The 20,241-nt window shown below is 72.7% G+C and carries 16 protein-coding genes; 6 read left to right on the top strand and 10 right to left on the bottom strand.

Annotation, left to right across the window (positions count from 1 at the left end; translation table 11 throughout):
• Positions 1–124: 124 nt before the first annotated feature.
• Entirely contained in the window at positions 125–676 is a 552-nt protein-coding gene (locus ACFZDI_RS30635) for a DUF1707 and FHA domain-containing protein (protein WP_234846432.1), read from the bottom strand.
• 172 nt (positions 677–848) lie between these two features.
• Between ACFZDI_RS30635 and treZ the strand changes: the two genes are divergently transcribed.
• Positions 849–2,594, top strand: coding sequence for a malto-oligosyltrehalose trehalohydrolase (gene treZ, locus ACFZDI_RS30640; protein WP_391254884.1), 1,746 nt, complete (start codon positions 849–851; stop codon positions 2,592–2,594).
• Between the two features lie 254 nt (positions 2,595–2,848).
• Here the strand turns inward: treZ and ACFZDI_RS30645 are convergent, their stop codons facing one another.
• Complete coding sequence (locus ACFZDI_RS30645; RefSeq protein ID WP_391254887.1) at positions 2,849–3,871, bottom strand: phosphotransferase; 1,023 nt, start codon at positions 3,869–3,871, stop codon at positions 2,849–2,851.
• Positions 3,872–3,878: 7 nt separating this feature from the next.
• Positions 3,879–5,006: a M24 family metallopeptidase gene (locus ACFZDI_RS30650; RefSeq protein ID WP_391254890.1), complete on the bottom strand. Its 1,128-nt coding sequence runs from the start codon at positions 5,004–5,006 to the stop codon at positions 3,879–3,881.
• A 300-nt stretch (positions 5,007–5,306) separates the two neighbouring features.
• Here ACFZDI_RS30650 and ACFZDI_RS30655 point away from each other — a divergent pair, with 300 nt between their 5' ends.
• Complete coding sequence (locus tag ACFZDI_RS30655; RefSeq protein ID WP_391254892.1) at positions 5,307–5,618, top strand: hypothetical protein; 312 nt, start codon at positions 5,307–5,309, stop codon at positions 5,616–5,618.
• Positions 5,619–5,640: 22 nt separating this feature from the next.
• Here ACFZDI_RS30655 and ACFZDI_RS30660 read toward each other — a convergent pair whose 3' ends face one another.
• The 6 genes from ACFZDI_RS30660 to ACFZDI_RS30685 all read right to left on the bottom strand — a co-directional run bounded on the left by ACFZDI_RS30660 (position 5,641) and on the right by ACFZDI_RS30685 (position 14,652).
• Positions 5,641–6,207, bottom strand: a complete 567-nt coding sequence (locus ACFZDI_RS30660; protein ID WP_391254896.1) for a PDZ domain-containing protein — start codon at positions 6,205–6,207, stop codon at positions 5,641–5,643.
• Between the two features lie 132 nt (positions 6,208–6,339).
• The gene (gene phsA / locus ACFZDI_RS30665; protein ID WP_391255266.1) at positions 6,340–8,190 is read right to left on the bottom strand and encodes an O-aminophenol oxidase PhsA; all 1,851 of its coding nucleotides are present in this window, start codon (positions 8,188–8,190) and stop codon (positions 6,340–6,342) included.
• Between the two features lie 145 nt (positions 8,191–8,335).
• Positions 8,336–10,495, bottom strand: a complete 2,160-nt coding sequence (gene cyc2 / locus ACFZDI_RS30670) for a germacradienol/geosmin synthase Cyc2 (RefSeq protein WP_391254898.1) — start codon at positions 10,493–10,495, stop codon at positions 8,336–8,338.
• Positions 10,496–10,599: 104 nt separating this feature from the next.
• Complete coding sequence (locus ACFZDI_RS30675; RefSeq protein ID WP_391254901.1) at positions 10,600–11,787, bottom strand: ARMT1-like domain-containing protein; 1,188 nt, start codon at positions 11,785–11,787, stop codon at positions 10,600–10,602.
• Between the two features lie 127 nt (positions 11,788–11,914).
• Positions 11,915–12,562, bottom strand: coding sequence for a ScbR family autoregulator-binding transcription factor (locus ACFZDI_RS30680; protein WP_234846438.1), 648 nt, complete (start codon positions 12,560–12,562; stop codon positions 11,915–11,917).
• A gap of 290 nt (positions 12,563–12,852) precedes the next feature.
• Positions 12,853–14,652, bottom strand: coding sequence for a S8 family serine peptidase (locus ACFZDI_RS30685; protein WP_391254905.1), 1,800 nt, complete (start codon positions 14,650–14,652; stop codon positions 12,853–12,855).
• Positions 14,653–15,013: 361 nt separating this feature from the next.
• Here ACFZDI_RS30685 and ACFZDI_RS30690 point away from each other — a divergent pair, with 361 nt between their 5' ends.
• On the top strand, positions 15,014–15,928 hold the full coding sequence (locus tag ACFZDI_RS30690) for a lytic polysaccharide monooxygenase (protein WP_391254907.1): 915 nt from the start codon (positions 15,014–15,016) through the stop codon (positions 15,926–15,928).
• Positions 15,929–15,947: 19 nt separating this feature from the next.
• On the opposite strand, the gene ACFZDI_RS30695 is transcribed toward ACFZDI_RS30690, so the two are convergent.
• Complete coding sequence (locus ACFZDI_RS30695) at positions 15,948–16,589, bottom strand: Tat pathway signal sequence domain protein (RefSeq protein WP_234846441.1); 642 nt, start codon at positions 16,587–16,589, stop codon at positions 15,948–15,950.
• A gap of 634 nt (positions 16,590–17,223) precedes the next feature.
• Between ACFZDI_RS30695 and ACFZDI_RS30700 the strand changes: the two genes are divergently transcribed.
• The 3 genes from ACFZDI_RS30700 (at position 17,224) to ACFZDI_RS30710 (ending at position 19,718) form a co-directional block, all read left to right on the top strand.
• Positions 17,224–17,892 carry a DUF6230 family protein gene (locus ACFZDI_RS30700; RefSeq protein ID WP_234850886.1) on the top strand — a complete coding sequence of 223 codons (669 nt, stop codon included), beginning with the start codon at positions 17,224–17,226 and terminating at the stop codon, positions 17,890–17,892.
• Positions 17,892–18,350, top strand: a complete 459-nt coding sequence (locus ACFZDI_RS30705) for a DUF6114 domain-containing protein (RefSeq protein ID WP_372486710.1) — start codon at positions 17,892–17,894, stop codon at positions 18,348–18,350. The genes ACFZDI_RS30700 and ACFZDI_RS30705 overlap by 1 nt, the downstream gene beginning before the upstream one ends.
• Before the next feature lie 123 nt (positions 18,351–18,473).
• Positions 18,474–19,718 carry a cytochrome P450 gene (locus ACFZDI_RS30710; RefSeq protein WP_391254911.1) on the top strand — a complete coding sequence of 415 codons (1,245 nt, stop codon included), beginning with the start codon at positions 18,474–18,476 and terminating at the stop codon, positions 19,716–19,718.
• The last annotated feature ends 523 nt before the right edge of the window (positions 19,719–20,241 follow it).

The raw sequence follows: 20,241 nt of genomic DNA on the forward strand, positions 1-20,241 counted from the left end.
CGCACAGTGAGTCACGACTTCGGGGGCGCGTCAACACCGTGAACCGCAACGGGTTTCGGCCAAGGTCACCGGACCGACGGCCGGTAAGGCCCAGGCCGGGGGTGAGGTGCGACTCCGTTTCCGGTCAGCCGGCCGACAGCCGGAACATCATCCGGCCGAAGCCCACCTGGTCTCCGGCGCGGACGACGGCCGCGCCGACGACGCGCCTGCCGTTGACCGTGGTGCCGTTGGTGGAGCCGAGGTCCCGCAGCACCCACAGGCCGCCCTGGTGACGGAGTTCGGCGTGGACGCGCGAGACGGTCTCGTGGTTGAGGCGCAGTCCGCTGGCGGGGTCGCGCCCTATGCGCAGCGGATGACCGTGCGACGGGTGGGGCAGCTGCAGTTTGGGCAGCCGCTCGGCCTGCCAGGCCCTGCGCAGCCGCAGCGAGAACCCGGAGACCGCCTCGACGGTGCCGAACACCAGGCGCGACAGACGGCTCTCGGTGCGCAGATCGGCGGTGAGCACGGCGAGTTCGTCCGGGCGGCGGGCGGCGAGCGCCAGCTCCATGCGGCGGACGAACGTGTCGTGGGAGAGGCGGCCCACGGCGACGCCGTCGCGGAGCACCTTCAGCACCCGGTCGCGCTCCGCGTCGGAGAGCCGCGCGGGGGACGTGTTGAACTCGAAGGACGACGTCACGCTGGTGATTGTCGGACAGCGCGGGCGGGCTGTCCAGAAAACAGGAAATCGTCCGCCCCCGGGCCCACCCGGTGAGACCCGCCGCAAATGGGTGGATGCTCCAGCGGATTGATCTCTTTTGGCGCACCATGGACGGGCTACATCACGGTGAGCAGACGAAGGGGAACCGTCCGTGCAGTTCGAGGTGTGGGCACCACAGGCCGGCCGAGTGACGCTCAGGTGCGACGACGTCACACACGCGTTGGAGCGCGATCCGGAGCGGCCGGGGTGGTGGCGGGGTGAGGCCGAGGCGCGCGAGGGGTCCCGGTACGGATTCGCGCTCGACGACGGGCCCGTGCTGCCCGATCCGCGGTCGCGGCGGCAGCCGGACGGCCCGGACGGGCTGAGCGCGGTCGTCGACCACGAGCGGTACCGCTGGCGTGCGCAGTGGCGGGGGCGGCCCCTGCCCGGCGCGGTGCTGTACGAGCTGCACGTGGGGACGTACACCCCCGAGGGCACCCTGGACGCGGCCGCCGAGCGGCTCGGCCATCTCGCGGAACTGGGCGTCACCCATGTGCAGCTGATGCCGCTGTGCCCCTTCCCGGGCACGCACGGCTGGGGCTACGAGGGGGTGTCGCTGTGGGCGGTGCACGAGCCGTACGGCGGGCCCGAGGCGCTGAAACGCTTCGTCGACCGGGCCCACGAACTCGGTCTGGGCGTGGTGCTCGACGTGGTGCACAACCACTTCGGGCCGTCCGGCAACTACCTGCCCGTCTTCGGCCCGTACCTCACGGACACCCACCACACGCCCTGGGGTGCCGCGGTCAACCTGGACGCGCCCGGATCGGACGAGGTGCGCGCCTTCCTGATCGGCAGCGCGCTGGCGTGGCTGCGCGACTACCGGATCGACGGGCTGCGCCTGGACGCGGTGCACGCGCTGGTGGACACGCGCGCATACCACTTCCTGGAGGAGCTGTCGGCGGCCGTGGACGCCCTGGCCGCGGAGACGGACCGGCCGCTGTTCCTGGTGGCCGAGTCGGACCTGAACGACCCGCGGCTCATCACCTCCCGCGCCGAGGGCGGCCTCGGACTGCACGCGCAGTGGAACGACGACTTCCACCACGCCCTGCACACCACCCTGACCGGCGAGTCGCAGGGCTACTACGCCGACTTCGCGCGCGCCGGGCTGGGCGGGCTCGCCAAGACGTTGACCGGTGGTTACTTCCACGACGGGTCGTACTCCAGCTTCCGGGAACGGCACCACGGGCGTCCGCTGGACCGCACGCGGGTGGCCGGGCACCGGCTGCTCGGCTACGGCCAGACCCACGACCAGGTCGGCAACCGCGCCCAGGGGGACCGGCTTTCGGCCCTTCTCTCCCCCGGGCTGCTGGCCTGCGCGGCCACGCTGATCCTGACGGCGCCCTTCACGCCGATGCTCTTCATGGGCGAGGAGTGGGCGGCCGGCACGCCCTGGCAGTTCTTCACCGACCACACCGACCCGGAGCTCGCCGACGCGGTCCGCCGAGGCAGACGGCGGGAGTTCGCGGCGCATGGCTGGAAGGAGGAGGACGTGCCCGACCCGCAGGACCCGGCGACCCGGGACCGCTCCTGCCTCGACTGGTCCGAGCCGGAACGCGAGCCGCACGCGCGCGTGCTGGCCTGGTACCGGCGGCTCCTCGCCCTGCGTCACGAGCAGCCGGACCTGACCGACCCGGACCTCGCCGACACGAAGGTGGCCTACGACGAGGAGCACCGCTGGCTCGCCTTCCGGCGCGGGGACGTCCTGGTGGCGGTGAACCTGGCCGCCGAGCCGGCCGCCCTGCCGCTCGGTGTGCCGCACGCGCGCGTGCTGGCCGCGTGGGAGCCGGTGGACACGCCCGGGGAGGACGGCGTGGTGCGGCTGCCCGGGGAGTCGGCCGTGGTGCTCACCCAGGACTGACGCCCGGGGAGGCCAGCGGAGTGTCGCGTCCTGTGCCTCGAGGACGGGCGTGAGGAGCGCCGGCCTCCCGATGCGGGCACCACCCCACCGCCGGCGCAGACGGCGACGGTGTCGCCGTGGCGCACGACGGTGGTGCGGACCGGCCGGGGCGGGTCTCCCTCGGGTGTGACGACGCCGCGGTGGGCGAGGGCCTCGTCGCCGGCCGCGGGGGCGTCCTCGGGCTCGCCCCCGTCTCGTCACCGAGGCGGTGCCCGCTACGGGGCGTCGTCCGCGTGCCCCAGGTCCGTCACCCGTTCCAGCAGGATCGGCTCCCAGGCGCGGCGCAGCCGCGTCCGCAGCAGGGTGGCGTCCTGGGCGGCGAGGTCCTCGGCGAGGTGGACGACGGTGTCGCAGCGGGCGAGCCACAGACCGCGCAGGCAGGGGCGGGCGCCGTAGCCGGCGAGGGTGGCGGCGCGTACGGCGGCGGGTGAGCCGACGGCGAGCGCGAGACCGGCGATGTCCTCTGCCGGGTCGCCGACGGCCGTTCCCGCCCAGCCGAGCACGCCGCGCACCCTGCCGTCGGCGCTGACGACGAGGTGACCGCCCGTGAGGGCGTGGTGGGTGAGGACCGCGGAGCCGGGCTGGGCGGCGAGCTGGGACGCGGCGGGCTGGGTGAGCTGGTGCAGGCGCGCGGGGTCGAACTCGTCGGCCTGGCCGAGGCGTTCGGCGGCGCGCACGGCCGCCCGGCGCAGCGCCTCCAGGGAGCGCGGCGCGGTACGCGGCACGCCGAGCGTCTCGGCCTGCCGGACCGGCACCTCGCGCAGCCCCGTGAGGAGCCCGGCGAGGTCGGCCTCGCCGACGGCGGACACGTCGTGCTCCTCGCCCGAGCCACCGGGCACCTTGGTGTCCAGCGTGTAGCCCAGGCCGGGTGCCCACTCGCCGTGCGCGACGCTGACCGGCACCGCCACCGGGAGGTGCGGGCGGACGAGGTCGCGCAGGCGCAGTTCGCGGCGCTGGCGCAGGGTGGCCTCCCGGTCGGGGGCCAGGCGCAGGACGTGGCGGCTGCCGACCCACCAGGTGACGGGTTCGGCGTCCGGGGTGGCGGGCCTGACGTCGGGGCCGCTCCCGCCCTGCCGGTTCTGCTTGCCGCCCCTGCCGCTCCTGGCGTCCTTGGCGTTTCTGCCTTCCTTGGCGTCGTCGAGGAGGGACTGGACCAGCCGTCGGACGACGTCCACGGTGGGGGTGGGTGCCTGGGTCATGGTCGCGCCGTTGCCGTTCGGGAGGCGTGCTGGGGACATCGGGGCCTCACTCCACTATGACCAGCTCGCGCGTGGTGGTGTTCAGGCGCCGCCCGCCGTCCTCGGTGACGGTCACGATGTCCTCGATGCGGACCCCGAAGCGGCCGGGCAGGTAGATGCCGGGTTCCACGGAGAAACACATGCCGGGCACGAGGGGCCGTTCCTCGCCCTCGATCATGTAGGGCGGCTCGTGGGTGGTGACGCCGATGCCGTGTCCGGTGCGGTGGATGAAGTACTCGCCGTAGCCGGCGTCGGCGATGACCCGGCGGGCGGCCCGGTCCACGTCCTGGCAGGCCGCCCCGGGCCGCACGGCGCGAAAGCCGGCCTCCTGCGCCTCGCGCACGAGATCGTGCACGCGCCGCTCCTCGTCGGTGGGTTCGCCCACGTGGACGGTGCGGGAGGTGTCGGATCCGTAGCCGTCGCGCAGGCCGCCGAAGTCGAGGACGACCATGTCGCCGCGGGCGATGACGCGCTCACCGGCCTCGTGGTGCGGATCGGCGCCGTTCGGCCCCGAGGCGACGATGGTGAAGTCGACCTGCTCGTGGCCGTGCCGGCGCAGCAGCCGGTCGAGGTCGGCGGCGACCTCCGCTTCCCGGCGTCCGGCGAAGGGGACGTACCGGATCTCCTCGAACGTCGCGTCGGCGGCGGCTCCCGCGGCCGTCATGAGGTCCAGCTCGGCCGCGTCCTTGACGGCGCGCAGCATCGGCAGGGCCTCGGTGAGCGAGGCGTAGGAGCTGCCGGGCACGGCCTGCTGGAGGGCCAGCAGGTGCAGAGCCCAGGCGTTGTCGCTGATGCCGAACCGGCCGGAGGTGCCGAGGAGGGCGGCGGTGGCGGCGTAGGGGTCCTTGCCGTCGGTCCAGTCGCGCAGGGTCAGGGCGGCCGCGCCGGCCGCCCGCTGCGCGTCCGGGGCCTCCAGGGCGGGGACGACCAGGACGGGGTCCTGTCCGGCGGCGAGGACCAGCAGGGTGAGCCGCTCGGTGATCGCGGGGGGTGTGTAGCCGGTGAGCCACACCAGGTCGGGTCCCGGGGCGACCAGCAGGCCCGCGAGACCGGCTTCGGCGGCCGTCCGCGCGGCGCGCTCCATGCGGGCCCGGTAGTCGTCGGCGGTGAAGGACACTGCCGTGCTTCCGGTCATCCGGGCCTCCCAGGACGGACGAAGGGGCTACGGGCAGCATCCTGCCCGGCCGAGGGGTGCGGCGCGAGCGGTCTGCGGTCATTCGCCCCGGACAGACCTGTCTAACGCCAATGGATTGCCCAAGCATCAGAACTAATGCCTGGTCGCAGTCCTGCCATTACTGTTCGATGCGCGCCAGTACCGGCACCGTCGTACGCCCACCACGACAGCCGTACGCCCTATCGCAAGGCGCCGCTCGGCCGTCCCGGGGGCGAGGGGCCGTCGACAGCGTGCAGGTCTTCGGCGACGGGCGGTGCTGATGTGCGACTCCAGCGTCCCGGCCTGCCGGCTCTGCTCGCCTTCCGCCACCCGCCGGTGGCACCGCACCGTCCGCTGCCGGACTCCTACGCGCTGCGCGACCCCGGCCGGCGGGCCGGGCTGCCGGCCCCCGCAGGCCCTCGATCGCGGGGCTGGTCACCGGCCATCCCACACCCCCGCGCCTTCGCGGGGCGGCCGCTGGTCGTCGGGCCCGGTGTGACGTGGACGCTGTGGCTGCCCTGGGAGGGTGAGCAGAGCGCGGTGCAGCGCGCGGTGACCGCGTCGTGCGCGGGGCGCGGCGCGCCGTGGCCGTGAGGTGCGGGCCGGCGGGCGGGTCTCACACGGCGACGGCCGGTACGAGCGTCAGCTGCTCGTAGCCGCCGCCGCGATGGCGGACCGTCAGCCTGACCTCGGAGCCCGGGCGGGCGCGGGCGACGGCCCGGGCCAGGTCTGCCGCCGTGTCGATCCGGGTCGCTCCGAAAGCCAGGAGGACGTCGCCGCGCACCAGGCCGGCGGCCTGCGCCGGCCCGGGGACGTGCAGTCCCACGACCACGGCCCCCGGCTTCCGGGCGTCCATGACCTGCACGCCGAGCGTCGCGGCGGCGGACGCGGAGGGCGCCGCGGCGGCGGGCGCGAGGCCGGACGGCGAGGGCGTGTGCTGCCACCCTCGGGGGTCGAGGCGCCCAGCCTTGCCGAGCACCGCGGTGCCCGTCGCCCCGAGGCCGATCCCGCAGAGCACCAGGACCACACCGGTGAACCCGGCGAGCAGGACGTTGAGGAGCCGTCTCCCGCGCCGCCGGGCGGCGTGCGGGCGCGGCCGTGACGGGCCGTGCCCCGTCGCCGGCGCGGCGCCCGCGGGGTCCTGCCCCGGCATCGGCTTGGGTCGCAGCGCGGTCTGTTCCATGGCTCGCCTCCGGATGGTGCCGATCGCCTCCGGCGGAGCCCGGAGCGATCACGGCAGGTGCTCTACCCGGCGCACCGCGGGCCGACGAGCCACGAACGAGTGAGACTGACCGGGGCCCGGCCCGGTCAGGGATCAGCCGGTGTGCCCCTCCCCGTGTCCGCCGTGCGCCCCGCCGTGGTCGAACTTCAGCACCTGCGCGGGCATCACGACGAAGGGCCGCATCATGCCCATGTCCTCGTGCTCCAGCAGGTGGCAGTGGTACATGAACCGGCCGTGCGCGCCGTCGAACCGCCCCATGACGCGCAGCATCTGGTTCCCGGGCACCCGGAAGACGTCCTTCCAGCCGCGCTCGTTGGGCGCGAGCGGGATGTCGGTGCCCGCGTCGTGGCGGATCGGCGTCCGCGTGCCGCCCACCGCCGGGTCGAAGCCCGACACGTCGTAGGCGTCGCGCCCGAGGAGCTGGAAGTCGGCCAGGTGGATGTGCATGGGGTGCACGATGGGCGCGAGGTTGAGGAAGCTCCACTGCTCGTGGCTGCCCTCGGCGATGGTGTGGCCCAGGGCGTCGTTGAACGTCCGACCCGTACGCCGGTACGTCCGGGTCGTGCCGTCCGGGCCGGTGACCTGGATGACGCCGTCGGCCGGGAGCTGAAGGCCGTCCGGGTGCTCGACCTCCGCCATCTCCCAGATCTCGGGGTGCCCGCCGGCGCCCTTGGTGGCGGGCGGGGTGAGGACGACCAGGCGGTGGCCGTGACCGATGTCGTGGGTGAGACGGCGGAAGGAACCCGAGAGCACCGCGGGCAGTTCGAAGGTGTCCGGCTCGCACAGCTCGCCGATCCGGAACTCCAGGACGGCCGGGTAGGGCACGTCACCCGCCGGGTCCGGCACGCCCGGCGGCTGGTTGCGGCCCTTGTTGACCAGGCGCAGGGTCCGGCCCGCCAGGCCGCGGAAGTCGGCCAGCAGGTCGAAGCGTTCGGCCGGGGCGGCGGTCAGCGTGGGCAGTGCCGCGTCGAAGTCGACCGGGATCGGACGCGGCAGCAGTCCGCCGTCACTGCCGATCTGGTGCAGGACCCCCGGCACCGGGTTGTTCTCCTCGTCGACGAGGACGAGGTCGTAGATGCGCGCGTTGGAGGCGTTGACCAGCCGGAACCGGTACCAGCCCGCCTCGACGTCGGCGTACGGCCAGATGCGGCCGTTGACCGTGGTGTACGGGCCGGTGAACGGGATGGAGACCGGCTTGCCCGTCTCCGGGTTCGCGTCCTGGACGACGACTGTCTTGTGCAGCAGCCTGCCGTTGAGCCGGCCGTCCTCGTCCGTGTCGAGGTTGCGGTCGGCGAGCAGCAGCGGGAGCTCCCGCTCCCCGGACGGCAGCCGCAGCGCGTCCTCCTCGTCGTCGCGGACGAGGTAGGTGCCGTACAGACCGGCCATCACGTTCCACCGGGTGATGTTCATGGCGTGGTCGTGGTACCACCACTGCACGGCCTGATGGTCGTTCGGGTACTCCGAGAGCTGGGCGTCACCGGAGGCGACAGCGTTGTCGGCCCAGCCGTCGTTGCCGCCGCCCGTCTGAGCGCCGTGCAGGTGGGTGACGGACCAGGCGGGCAGGGCGGCGACGTCCTTGTTCGGCTCCACTCCCTCGCGCCCCGGTTCGGTGCTCGCCTGCGGGCGGCCGTCCCGGCGCAGCTTCACCTCGACGGAGGTGACCGGGTACTCGCTGTCCTCCGGGATGCGGTTGGTCCAGGCGATGCGGACCCGCTGCCCGCGCCGGACCTCGATGGTCGGGCCCGGTATCTGGCCGTCGTAGCCCCACATCAGGGTCGGCGGGAGCTGCGGGTGCAGACGTGTCCAGGCCGGCCGCAGGGCGATCTCGGTCTCGCGCAGGAGGTCCCCGGAGGCGGGGCGCAGGACCGGCGGGACGGTCAACGGCGTCACGTACGGCGCCAGTTCGGCCGGTGCGGGTGTCTGTGCCGGAGTTCCCGGCCCCATGGCGTCGGCCGGCTTTTCGATGATCTCGGTCACGGTGAATCCCCCGTGGTGCGTGGTGTGTTCCCCTCACCCGGGAAGACCCCGGCGCATCACGGGGGGTTCCGTCATGTCCCGTTCCGCGCCGATCCGGCTGGAAATCGCCGTCTCAGCGCAGGGCGGGCACGGCGGGCGGCCGGTCCGGGAGGAAGCGGTGGGCGCGCCGGGACAGCCACGTCTCCTTGTAGCGGTCCACCTCTCGATGCCAGTGGAGGATGCCGGACAGCCAGTTCCGCAGGTCCGCCACGTACGTGTCCATCGCCGCGCGGGCTTGCGAGTTGAGCCGGAAGTCCTCGTACAGAAGGGGCAGTTCGCGGGCGACGACGTGCTCGAACTGGCGCATGCGCCGGCTCATCAGGTCGTGCACGATGCCGAGCCCGGTCGGGTAGTCGCAGCCGAAGAAGGACTGCACGACGAGGATCGCGTTGTGGATCTCGCCCTCGAACTCGATCTCCTTCTGGTACGAGAAGACGTCGTTGACGAGGCACGCGAAGTCCGTCGCGGCGTTCTCCAGGGAGCGGACCGGCCCGCTGCGGTAGATCTCGGGCGGGACGGCCGGGCCGTGTCCCATCCGGCACAGGCTCAGGGTGAGGTCGGAGCCGAAGGTCGCCCTGCGCATCTCCAGGTAGTCGACGGGGTCGGGAACGCGGTTCTGCAGCTGGTTGGACAGCTCCCACAGCCAGCTCTCGGTCATCACCTCGACCGCGTTGCGCAACGACAGCCGCGCCTCGGGCGTCATCCGCGCGGTGGTGCGGGCCCACAGGTCGGCCAGCCCGCGCTCCATGGCGTCGGCCGGGACCAGCGGTTCCTCGCCGTCGACCGGCATGCAGGCGGACAGGCGGGCCGTGGTCAGCCGGGCGGCGGCGAGATCGCGGCGGCCGCCGAAGACCAGCGGGTAGTAGTCGTCGCCGTAGGTGCCCCAGGCGAGCCACTGCGCGCTGAGGTCGAGGGCCTCGGCCGTGCCGTCCGGGTCCAGGCCGGCCGAGCAGAGCGCGAGGTCGTAGGCGCGCAGCTTGTCCTCGTCCCAGACGCCCTCCGCGAGGATGCCCGTGCGGTCCGCCCAGGCGCGCAGGCTCCGGCGGGCGTGGCCGAGGTGCGGGCTGAGCCGCAGGGGGAACGGCATACGGATGTCGGGGATGCGCGAGGGCCCCACCTTCTGGTGCGGCACGTGGGTGAAGGACCGCAGCCGCTGCGCTCCGGCCGTCGTGAGCAGCGTGCGCACATCGGCCGCGGACGTGCCGATGCCGGTGTGTTGCGGCCAGGGGCCGCTGGCACGTACCGCGTTGCCGTTCATGTAGCGGCTGGAGCGCAGATGCCACTCGTGCCCGCCGGACTGCCAGTCCTGCAGCCCCTGGGTGTACGCCGCCACGGCCGCGAGCTCGTCCGGCCGGAGCCCCTTCTCCAGGGCCACCGCGGGCACTTCGGTGAACGCCGTGTGCTCGAACTGGTGGAGGCGGGAGGTGAGGACGTCGTTGACGGTGTCGGCGGCCTCCTGGGTGGTGCAGCCGAAGAAGGTCTCCAGGACGAGCACGCCGTTGCTGTTCTCCCCCTCGTCCTCGACCTCGCGCTGGTAGGAGAACAGGTCGTTGCGCAGGTGCACGGCGTCGGAGAACGTCTCCATCAGCACCCTCAGCGGCCTGGTCCCGGCGACGGAGGCGGGCACTTCGGCGGTCGCGAACTCCACGAGACCCGCCGACCAGGGGGCGCCGCCGACCTTGCGGCGCATCTCGATGTACTCGACGGGGTTGGCGATCCGCCCCTCGTCGATGTTGGACAGCTCCCACATCGACTCGTTGAGGAGGTGCTCGGTGGCCACGGCGAAGCGGCGCCGCCATTCCTCGGACATCCTCGGCACCGTACGCGCCCACAGGTCGGCGAGGCCCGCCTCGACCGGGTTCCCCGGTTCGGGTACGGGAGCGGACAGGTCCAGCGGCATGAAGAGCGGCAGCCGGTCCAGGTGGGCCTTGCCGGCGGCCCGGTCCGGGCTGCGCTTGTACCTCTCCAGGAAGTGGTCGTCGAAGAAGAAGACCCACACGTACCAGTCGGTGACGAGGGAGAGGGCGGGGCCGTCGCAGTCGGGGTGGGTGTACGCGCAGAGCAGGCCGTAGTCGTGGGCGTCCAGGTCGGCCTGCTCCCAGACGCCGGACCCCTCCAGCATGCCCATCGCGCGCGCCCACGCGGTCGAATGGGCCCGGGCCTCGTCGACGTGCGGGTTCAGCCGCGCGGGGTGCGGCATGTAGAAGTGCGGGAGCTCGAACGGCTGCGTCATGGCCGGGCCCTACCCGGCGCCCCGCGGCGGCATCCGCGGGGCGGGACATGATCACACCATCGCGTGAACGAACGTGAACGCAGGTGTGGTGAGCAGGACTTGACCTAGCCGGGGGCCCTCACCTGGATCAGCGCGTGCGTGCCGCCGGTGCGCCAGCGCCGGTCCTCCGCCGCGTCCAGGGCGGCCTCGGTGTGCGCGTCCAGGCCGGTGATCACGTCGGACTTCAGGGTGCGCAGGGCGGCGACCGGGCCGGGGAAGTGGGCGGTGACGTCGGCGAACGGCGTGGTCGGGGCCCAGAGCCGGTCGCCCACCAGGCGGCGGTAGTTGAGGTCGCCCTTGACGATCGTCAGCGTGGCCGGGGCGAACTCGGCGCGCAGGTCGGCGGGCATCTCCTCGTAGGGCAGCGGGGCGCTCGAGAAGGGGTGGGCGCGCAGGGTGAGACGGCCGTCGGACAGGGCGGACCACAGCCGCCGCCCGTACCCGGCGGCCGCTCCCCCGGCGGCGGTCAGCCGGCGCAGGGCGTCGACGACGTCGGCGGTGGTCGCGTCGGAGACGTAGTAGGGGTACGGCTTGACGTGCAGGACCGCCCGTCCGACGCGGCCGCTCTCCATGAGGTGGGCGATGAGCAGGAGATCGGGGACGAGTTCGCGGCCGGCGTTGTCGGCGACCAGGCACAGAGTGGCACCGCCGTCGGCGTGGTCCAGCAGCGCCCAGAGCCGGTCGCTGTCGTCGGCGACCAGGCCGGGCGCGGCGTCCGCGTCCCGGGCGCCCTCGGCGGAGAGCCGAAAGCCCAGGTCGGCTCGGTTGCCCCACAGGGAGCCGTGCAGCAGGGCCTGCGCCTGTTCGGCGGCGGGGCGGGCGGTGAGGTCGTCCAGGGCGGCGAGTTCCTCGTCGGTCTCGGCGGAGTCGAGTTCGGCGAGCTTGAACGGGCGGAAGGGGTCGATGCCCTGCCAGGGGCCGGGGCCGAACCAGCCGACGGCCTGCAGCAGTTGGCGGTAGAACCAGCTCTCGGACCAGAGCCACGGCACGTCGAACCAGGACCGGCCGGTGTACTCGGGCAGTCCCCAGGCCTCCCAGTGGGCACGGTCGGGCGCGTCGGAGGGGAGCGGTTCGATCACGCCCTCGGTGCAGTTGAGGAGCAGTTCGTCGAGGGCGCGGTGCTGCGCGGGTTCGTAGGGGAAGGCCTCGCGGACCTGCTTGATGATCGCGGGGTGCCGCTCGGCCAGCACGCTGTGCGGGAAGGAACCCGGCTGGTTGCCGAGGAGCAGGGGCGCGGAGGGGGTGTCGGGCATGCGCCTCACCGTAACGCGCGGGCCCGTCGCCGTGGGCGCGGGCAGCCGCCTGCCCGTCGCAGTGGCGCGTGTACCTGCCCGTCGGCGCGTGCACCCGTCGCACGGGCCGCAGCACCCGGCGCCCCGGTCAGACGGGGGCGATCTCCCGCTCCAGGCGCGCGGCCAGGCTCAGGTAGCGGGCCCGGCGGGTCACCGGGACCAGGCCGCGGATGAGTATGTTCCACATCTCGGCCGTCCGGCGGGGCTGGCGGGCGACGGGCTCGCGGGAGCGGCCCACGACACGGGTGCCGACGAAGAAGCAGACCAACGAGTGGGCCACGACGTCGATGTCGACGTCGGGATGGACGTCGGCTTCCTTGACCGCGCCGACGAGCCGGGCCGTGACGATGTCCAGCCACTCGGTGAACGGGTGACTCAGGGGCGGCCGGGGCCGGATCCCGCCCGTGGCGAGCCGCAGCCCGGCGCGCAGCACCGGGTCCTCGACGGACATGCGGGTGATGCCGAACGTGAGACGCATCAGCGCCTCCAGGGAGGTGTGGCCGCGGTTGTCGGTCTCCGTCGCCAGCCGACGTGCGGTGCGCGACTGGAGTTCGAGGATGGCGTGGGCCAGATCCTCCTTGGCCGCGAAGTGGAAGTACAGGGCGCCCTTGGTGACCGACGCGTGCTCCACGATGTCGCTGAGACTGGTCGATTCGTAGCCGCGACGGTCGAACAGGTCAGCGGCGGCCGTGATGATCGTCGAGCGGGTCTGCTCGGCTCGCAACTGCCTCGCCATCGGCTGAACTCTCCCGGGACGGAAATGAACGGGTCATGCCGTTTGTTTTTACCCGCCGTACACGATAACTCACCCTGAGAGGGCTCTCACCACACCAGTGTGCCGGAGTGCGGGTGCACATCCGGCAAAACAAGCGCAACTGGTGAAAGAAAACAGCGCGTTCGGTATCTAACTGTGGGGGATGTGAGGCCGGACGTAAAGGCGGGCCGGCCGGTGCCCCATCCGCACCGGCCGGCCCGCCCGCTCTGTGGCCTGCCTCGTTCAGCGTTCCCGCAGGAGGATCAGGAGGATCAGAAGGTCAGCTTCCATCCGTTGAGGGTGCCCGTGTCCTGCGCCGCGGTGTCCTGGACGCGCAGCTTCCAGGTGCCGTTGGCCGCCTCGGCGGAGGCGTTCACCGTGTACGTGGTGTTCACGTTGTCGGCCGAGTCCGACGCGGCGGACTTCAGGCGGTACGTCGAACCGTCCGGCGCGACCAGGTCGATGACGAGGTCGCCGCGGTAGGTGTGGGTGATGTCCACGCCGACCTGGAGGGCGGAGGGGGCGTTGCCGCTGCGGCCGGTGACGGTGATCGGCGACTCGATGGCCGCGCCGTTGTCCGGGATGGCCACGGCGGTGGTGCTGGAGAAGGTCGTGCCGGTGGACGTACCGCCCTTCACGGCCTGGACCGTCTTGGCGGCGTCCGCCAGGCCCGCTCCGCAGCCGCCGGAGCAAGTGCCGGGCAGGGCACGGACGTTGGCCTTGATGGCCGACTCGATCTGCGCCGGGGTGAGGGCGGAGTTGGCCGACTTCACCAGCGCGGCGAGACCCGCGACGTGCGGGGTGGCCATGCTGGTGCCCTGGTAGTAGGTGTAGTTCTCGGTCGACGGCGTCTTCGTGCCGGAGTTCAGCGTGGAGAGGATGCCGTTGGCGGTGGAGGTGCGGGTCTCACCACCGGGGGCGGCGATGTCGACGAGCGAGCCGTAGTTGGAGTACGAGGCCCGGCTGCCGGCGCGGTTGGTCGCGGCGACCGCGATGACGTTGTTGCAGTTCGCCGGGGAGGCGTTCGAGACGTTCTGGTTCTCGTTGCCGGCCGCGACGACGACCGTGGTGCCGCGGTTCACGGCGCCGTTGATGGCGCTCTGGGTCGCGGAGGAGCACGCGCCGCCCCCGCCGAGGCTCATGTTGATGACCTTGGCGACGTTGGTGTTGGCGGGCACGCCGGAGACGGTGCCGCCGGACGCCCAGGTGATGGCGTCGATGATGTCGGAGTCGTAGCCGCCGCACTTGCCGAGGACACGGACCGGGGAGATCTTCGCGCCGTGGGCGATACCGGCGACACCCTTGCCGTTGTTGGTGGCGGCGGCGATGGTGCCGGCCACGTGGGTGCCGTGCCAGGAGGAGGTGGAGGCCGGGATGCCCTGGCCGCACTCATTGTCGTTGTACCAGTCGCCCGGGTCGGCCGGGTTGCTGTCACGGCCGTTGCCGTCGACGGAGACGGCGGTGTCGGAGATGAAGTCGTAGCCGCCGACGATGTTCGCGGCCAGGTCGGAGTGGGTGACGTAGCCGGTGTCGATGACGGCGACGGTGACGCCGCTGCCGGTGGTGGTGTCCCAGGCACCGGGGACGTTCATGCCCGCGGTCGACTCGAACAGGTCCCACTGCTTGCTGTACTCGGTGTCGTTGGGGGTGACGGCCGTCGGCTTGTTCAGGCGGTCCGGGACGACGTAGGCGACCTGCGGGTCGGCCTTGTACTGGGCGACGACGTCGGCGACGGAGGCACGGGTGGGGTGGGTGCCCAGCTCGACGAGGGCGGCGCCGGTGCCGAGGCGGCGCTGGAAGTCGACGTCCTCGCCCGTCTTCTCGGCCTTGGACGCGGCGTCGGCGGCGGCCGCCTTGTTGGAGGTGGCCTCGGTGGCGCCGGACTTGTAGCCGACGATGAGGCGCTCGGCCTGGAGGCCGGGGGCGGCCTCGGTCTGGGCGGCCGGGACCGCGGCCGGGCGGGGGGCGGACTCCTGGGCGACGGCGACCGAGGCGGGAACCGCGGTCAGCAGGGCGGCGGAGACGGCAGCGACGGATATCAGCTTCCGTCTGAGCTCTGGGGAGGTACGCACGGTCATTGCCTTTCGTGGCCGGCTCCGGGCTGGAGGGAGCGGCGGTGGACTCGCTTCGTCCTCGAAGCGCAGGGGGGTGGTTCGAAAAGCGAAGAGCGACGCGATGGCCGGCCAGGCGTGGGGTGGGGGCGGACCCGTTCGGGGTTACCTGTGGGTCAGCTGTGGTCGAACGATAGGCAAAGAGACAGTCACCGGGATACGGGGGAAACCCTCGATCCGACGGGCACCCCACCCTCTATGACGGGCAGTTGGGCGCCCGATGAACCCTTTTCGAGCAGGTCGTGGCGTGATGAACGCGTCGGGCCCATTTCCCGTACTCCACGGGGACGTTCGCCGCCCCGGGCCGAGGAGAAGCAGACGGATGCCTCGTACGACCGCACACCGCACCGCACTCGCGGCCGCCCTCGTCACCCCGTTGCTGCTGCCGTTGTTCGCGGCGGGGCCGGCCCGGGCGCACGGCGCTCCGACGGACCCGGTGAGCCGGGTGGTGGCCTGTTCCCCGGAGGGCGGTGAGCGCACGGGCACGGCGGCGTGCCGCGCGGCCGTCGCCGCGAACGGCGCGCCGTTCACTGCGTGGGACAACCTGCGGGTGGCCGACGTGAACGGCCGGGACCGGCAGGTCGTCCCGGACGGGAAGCTGTGCAGCGGCGGCCTGCCCGCCTACCGGGGCCTCGACCTCGCCCGCGCCGACTGGCCGGCCACCCGCGTGGCACCCGGTGCGACTCTGCGGATGCGGTACGTCTCGACGATCCCGCACACCGGCACGTTCCGCATGTATCTGACCGAGCCCGGCTACGACCCGTCCCGCCCGCTGTCCTGGTCCGACCTGCCCGAGAAGCCCTTCGCCCAGGTGACGGACCCGGCCCTGACGGACGGCGTGTACCGCTTCGAGGCCACGCTGCCGTCCGACCGGACCGGGAGGCACGTGCTGTACACGGTCTGGCAGAACAGCAGCACGCCGGACACCTACTACTCGTGCTCGGACGTGGTGTTCCCGGAGACCGAGAAGGAGCCGCAGCAGCAGGAGGAACCGGAGGAGAGGGCGGCCGGGCAGAAGAGCGGGTCGGAGAAGGCGAAGGAGACGGAGAAGCAGACGCCGCCGGCGAGCCCCGCCGCGCAGTCCTCCGGGCCCGCGCCTGAAGGCGACCACACTCCGCTGGCCACCACCTCCGGCCCGTCGTCCGGCCCGTCCGCGCCCGTGCTGGCGGGCGGCGCCGCGGCGGTGCTGTTGCTCACCGGCGGCGTCGTCCTGGCCGTACGACTGCGGCGGCGCTGAACCGGCGCCGCGGCTGCGGCTAGTTGACGTTGACGGCGACGCCGCCCTTGTTCACCGGGGCGTACTTGGCGGTGAAGAAGGCGTTGGCGAAGCACAGCGACGAGCCGGACACCTTGGTGAACTGCTGGTTGGTGAAGGCGATGCTGTTGTCGGCGTTGCTCGCGGTGCCGGTCAGGCCGGGGGCCTGGTAGACACAGGTGACGCTGCCGAGCAGGGTGCGCAGCTTGACCGTGGACTGGACGGTGGAGCCCGCGGCCGGGGTCACGGAGACGGTGCCTCCGGAGGTCACGCTGGTGGTGTAGGGCAGGTTGTCGACGGTGATGCCGCTGACGCCGAGGACGCCGACGACGTTGGTGGTGCAGCCGGTGGTGTCGAAGCTGTGCGAGGTCAGGGACTCGGTGGCGGTGCCGGGGGCGGCCGGGTTGTCGGTGACGGTGGCGGAGAACGCCGACTTGGTGCAGGAGATGCCGCTGGTGCCGGTCGCGCTGGAGTAGAAGGTGGCGGCGGTGCCGGAAGCCAGGGACGCGTCCAGGACGTCGCCGACCGCGACGGCCGCGCCGTCGGTGGTGGTCAGCACGGGGGTGTCGGCCGCGGAGGCGGGGGCGGCGAGGCCCAGGGCGGCGACGGCGGCGGTGAAGGTGAGGAGGGTGCGCGTACGCATGCGGGTGTACCTCTTTCGATAGGGGGGTGAGGGGGTGGGGGGTGTGCCGGGCGTCAGGCGTCGCCGGCCCGTCACGCCTTCTCCGTACGTGACGGGCCGGCGACGGCAGGCCGGTCACCGGCCGGAGGTTCACACGGGAGGGGTCCTCCGGCCGGGCCGGGCGGGGGGTGGCTGGTGGCGCGGCGCACGGGAGGCGGCCGTGCCGTGACTGGGTGCTCAGGCATGGAAAGCCCGTGCGGACGCACCGGGCGACGAGATGCCCGTACGGGAAACGAGCGGTCCGGGACACAAGGACGTGCCGCGTGACGGATCCGGCGCCACGGACCCGGTGGGACGAGGAGAGTTGTAGACCTGCGTCTCCACCAACGTCAAGGCCCCGCAAGGGAGTTGTCAGGAGGCTGAGCCTTTCCCAGCGGCGGCGGCTCACCCGTTGCACACCATCACCACTCTTCGTTCACACTTCCCTTGACCCTTCATGTAACCCCCGGTAACTTCCTCATCGGCTACTGCGGCGTAACGAGAAAGCCCTTGCAACCGCCGGGAGTTGCGGGAGACGTGCGTACGCGGTCGATGTCCGCGCCAGGGCAACGTGCCACCGACGTCCGATCCGCACCGACACGCACCTGGAGCAGCCATGACCTCCGCCGAACAGACCCCCGACAGACCGGACGGCGCCGCCGTCCCGGATGCCGGCGACGCTCCCGCGCGCCGCGGACGGGTCCGGGCCCGCCGGGCCGCCGTGATGGCGGTGCCGGCCACCCTGGCCGCCGCCGGCCTCGCCGTGCTCACCGCCCAGGGGGCGCTGGGGGTGCAGTTCGCCATCTCCGGCATGCCGTTCACCGTCACCGCGACCGAGCTGAACGGCACCGGCTTCGCGCAGTTCGGCGGCCTGGACGAGATGGCCGAAGGCAGCCCGAACGCCGGCGACACCGGCGGCCAGGTGCTGGTCGTCACGTCCGTGATCAAGAACGCCACTCTCTCCAAGCTGTGCCAGAGCGTCGACCTGGGCGGCACGAACCTGGTCATCCGGGCGGGTGAGGGCGCGCAGAAGGTCACCGCCAGCGACCTCACGACCGACTCGACCGAGCTGACCGGCGACGCCGCGTTCAACAACATCGAGATCGGCAACGACGCCAGCACGCTCGACAAGGCCGGCCCCAAGGGCCGCGGGCCGAAGGGCGTCTTCAGCCAGCAGTCCGACACGGTGCACATCGCCCATCTGCGGCAGACCAACTACGCCACGACCGCCGGTGTGTTCAAGCTGCCCGGTCTGAAGCTGGGCTTCAGCGGATCGGGATGCTGATGTCGCGCAGTACGCGCGAGGGTGTCCGGCCCGCCTTCCGTCGGTGGCGGGCCGACCGCCCGTTCTGGGGCGGGCTGCTGCTCGCCCTGGGCGGGGCGGAGGTGCTGCTCACGCTGAAGGCGTCGCTGGACGTCATCCTGCACGTCGGCATGCAGGGCCTGGCCGGTTACCTGCTCCCGGTCGTGATGCTGCTGTGCGGGGTGCTGATCCTCTTCAACCCCGCCCAGCGGCTGTTCTACTCGGTCATCGGGGTGCTGGTCTCCCTGGGCACCTGGCTGACCTCCAACCTCGGCGGCTTCTTCGTCGGACTGCTCCTGGGTCTGGTCGGCAGCTGCCTCGCCTTCGGCTGGCTCCCGGACCAGGAACCCCGCGTCGGCCGCAGGCAGCGCCGCAAGGAGGCCCAGGCCGCGCGCACCGCACCGCGTCCGAAGGAGCGGAAGACCGGCCAGACCGCCTGAATCAGGTCAGTGATTCTCCCTCCCCTGGCGCCACCCGGCCACGGCCCACTTGGCTGGACGTGTCGCGCGCCCGCCCACCGGCGTGCGCGTCCCGTGTCCAGCCGTCAGCCCAGGGAGAGTCCGATGGAGTTCAGCAACCCGATGGTGATCGACCCGACCGGCCGCGACATCCACGGCGAGGCCGCCCGGATCCGTGCACGCGGACCCGTCACGCCCGTCGAACTCCCCCACGGTGTCCCGGCCTGGGCGGTCAGCAGCGCGCCGCTCCTGAAGCGGCTGCTCACCGACCCGAGGGTGTCGAAGGACGCACGCCGGCACTGGCAGCGCTGGAGCGACGGCGAGGTCTCGCCCGACTGGCCGCTGTACACCTGGGTCGCGGTACGGAACATGTTCACGGCCTACGGCACCGAGCACAAACGGCTGCGCACCCTCGTCTCCAAGGCGTTCACCGCCCGGCGCACCGCCGCGCTGCGGCCCCGGATCGAGGAGATCACCGCGGCACTCCTCGACCGTGTCGCCAAGGCGGGGGCCGACGGTCACGCGGTCGATCTGCGGGAGGAGTTCTGCTATCCGCTGCCCATCCAGGTCATCGGCGAACTGCTCGGCCTACCGGAGGAGTTGGGCGCCGAGCTGCGGGTCGTGGTGGACGGCGTCTTCCACACCTCGGCCGACGCGGCCGAAGTGGCCGACATCTACGCCCGGTTCTACGCCGTCCTCGGTGAACTGGTGGTGGCGAAACGGGCGGCGCCCGGCGACGACCTGACCTCCGCGCTGATCTCGGCCCACGAGGAGGAGGGCGGCACGCGGCTCAGCGAGCAGGAACTGCTCGACACGCTGATGCTGATGATCAGCGCGGGTCACGAGACGACGGTGAACCTGCTCGACAACGCCGTCCACGCGCTGCTCACCCACCCCGCCCAGCTCGCGCACGTCCACGAGGGGCGGGCCTCCTGGGACGACGTCATCGAGGAGACCCTGCGGGCCGAGGCGCCGGTGGCCAGCCTGCCGCTGCGCTACGCCGTCGAGGACCTCCCCCTCGGTGAACTGGGCGGCCCGGACGGCGCGGTGATCCGCAAGGGGGAGGCGATCCTCGCCGCGTACGCCGCCGCCGGACGCGATCCGGAGCAGCACGGCCCGGACGCCGCCGTCTTCGACGTCACGCGCGCCTCCAAGGATCATCTGGCCTTCGGGTACGGCGTCCACCACTGCCTGGGTGCCCCGCTCGGCCGGCTGGAGGCGCGCGTGGCCCTGCCGGCCCTGTTCGACCGGTTCCCCGGCCTCACCCTCGCGGCACCTGCGGACGGGCTGCCGCCGGTGGACTCGTTCATCTCGCACGGCCATCGGTCGCTGCCGGTTCTGACGGGCTGACGGGCGGCGCGGCGGGCGCCGTGGCCGGGGAGTCCGGGTCCGCGGCGCCCTCCTTCAGGGCCGTGGCCCGCTCTTGAGGCTCCGCATGGAGCGGCCCCGCGACCGTGCCGTGCCGGCAGCTTCTTCGACCCGAACAGGACGATCGCCACGATCAGCGGGCGCCAGGGCTCCAGTTCCGTTGCGCGGCACGTCCCGCCCTCCCTCGCGTCAACAGTTCTGCACGGGGGACGGAGACGGCGATCGCTGCCGGTGGATGTGCAGCCGGGGGGCGAGGCCAGCAGACCCAACGACCCGGCCGCCCGGGCCGGCCCGTCCGCGAAGGGGCCCCCGAAGCCGCCACCGTCACGCCCCTTCTCCTCTCCCGTCGCCCTGTGCGCCGCCCCGGTGCAGGCGGGCGGAAACGCCCACGGCAGCGAGCGTTCCGGTCGCAGCCGGGCCGGTCCGCACAGGGCGGCCGAACCGCACGGACGGTACGGAAAGCCGAGGTGGGAGCGCCCGCGACCGGCATGGTTCGACCGACCGG

The sequence above is a fragment of the Streptomyces sp. NPDC007907 genome, from assembly GCF_042959365.1.
Taxonomy (GTDB): domain Bacteria; phylum Actinomycetota; class Actinomycetes; order Streptomycetales; family Streptomycetaceae; genus Streptomyces; species Streptomyces indiaensis.

Coding starts and splice junctions, on each gene's coding strand:
- ACFZDI_RS30645 (WP_391254887.1), bottom strand. CDS start 3,871: ATGTCCCCAGCACGCCTCCCGAACGGCAACGGCGCGACCATGACCCAG.
- ACFZDI_RS30650 (WP_391254890.1), bottom strand. CDS start 5,006: ATGACCGGAAGCACGGCAGTGTCCTTCACCGCCGACGACTACCGGGCC.
- ACFZDI_RS30660 (WP_391254896.1), bottom strand. CDS start 6,207: ATGGAACAGACCGCGCTGCGACCCAAGCCGATGCCGGGGCAGGACCCC.
- phsA (WP_391255266.1), bottom strand. CDS start 8,190: ATGGGGCCGGGAACTCCGGCACAGACACCCGCACCGGCCGAACTGGCG.
- cyc2 (WP_391254898.1), bottom strand. CDS start 10,495: ATGACGCAGCCGTTCGAGCTCCCGCACTTCTACATGCCGCACCCCGCG.
- ACFZDI_RS30675 (WP_391254901.1), bottom strand. CDS start 11,787: ATGCCCGACACCCCCTCCGCGCCCCTGCTCCTCGGCAACCAGCCGGGT.
- ACFZDI_RS30680 (WP_234846438.1), bottom strand. CDS start 12,562: ATGGCGAGGCAGTTGCGAGCCGAGCAGACCCGCTCGACGATCATCACG.
- ACFZDI_RS30690 (WP_391254907.1), top strand. CDS start 15,014: ATGCCTCGTACGACCGCACACCGCACCGCACTCGCGGCCGCCCTCGTC.
- ACFZDI_RS30695 (WP_234846441.1), bottom strand. CDS start 16,589: ATGCGTACGCGCACCCTCCTCACCTTCACCGCCGCCGTCGCCGCCCTG.
- ACFZDI_RS30700 (WP_234850886.1), top strand. CDS start 17,224: ATGACCTCCGCCGAACAGACCCCCGACAGACCGGACGGCGCCGCCGTC.
- ACFZDI_RS30705 (WP_372486710.1), top strand. CDS start 17,892: ATGTCGCGCAGTACGCGCGAGGGTGTCCGGCCCGCCTTCCGTCGGTGG.
- ACFZDI_RS30710 (WP_391254911.1), top strand. CDS start 18,474: ATGGAGTTCAGCAACCCGATGGTGATCGACCCGACCGGCCGCGACATC.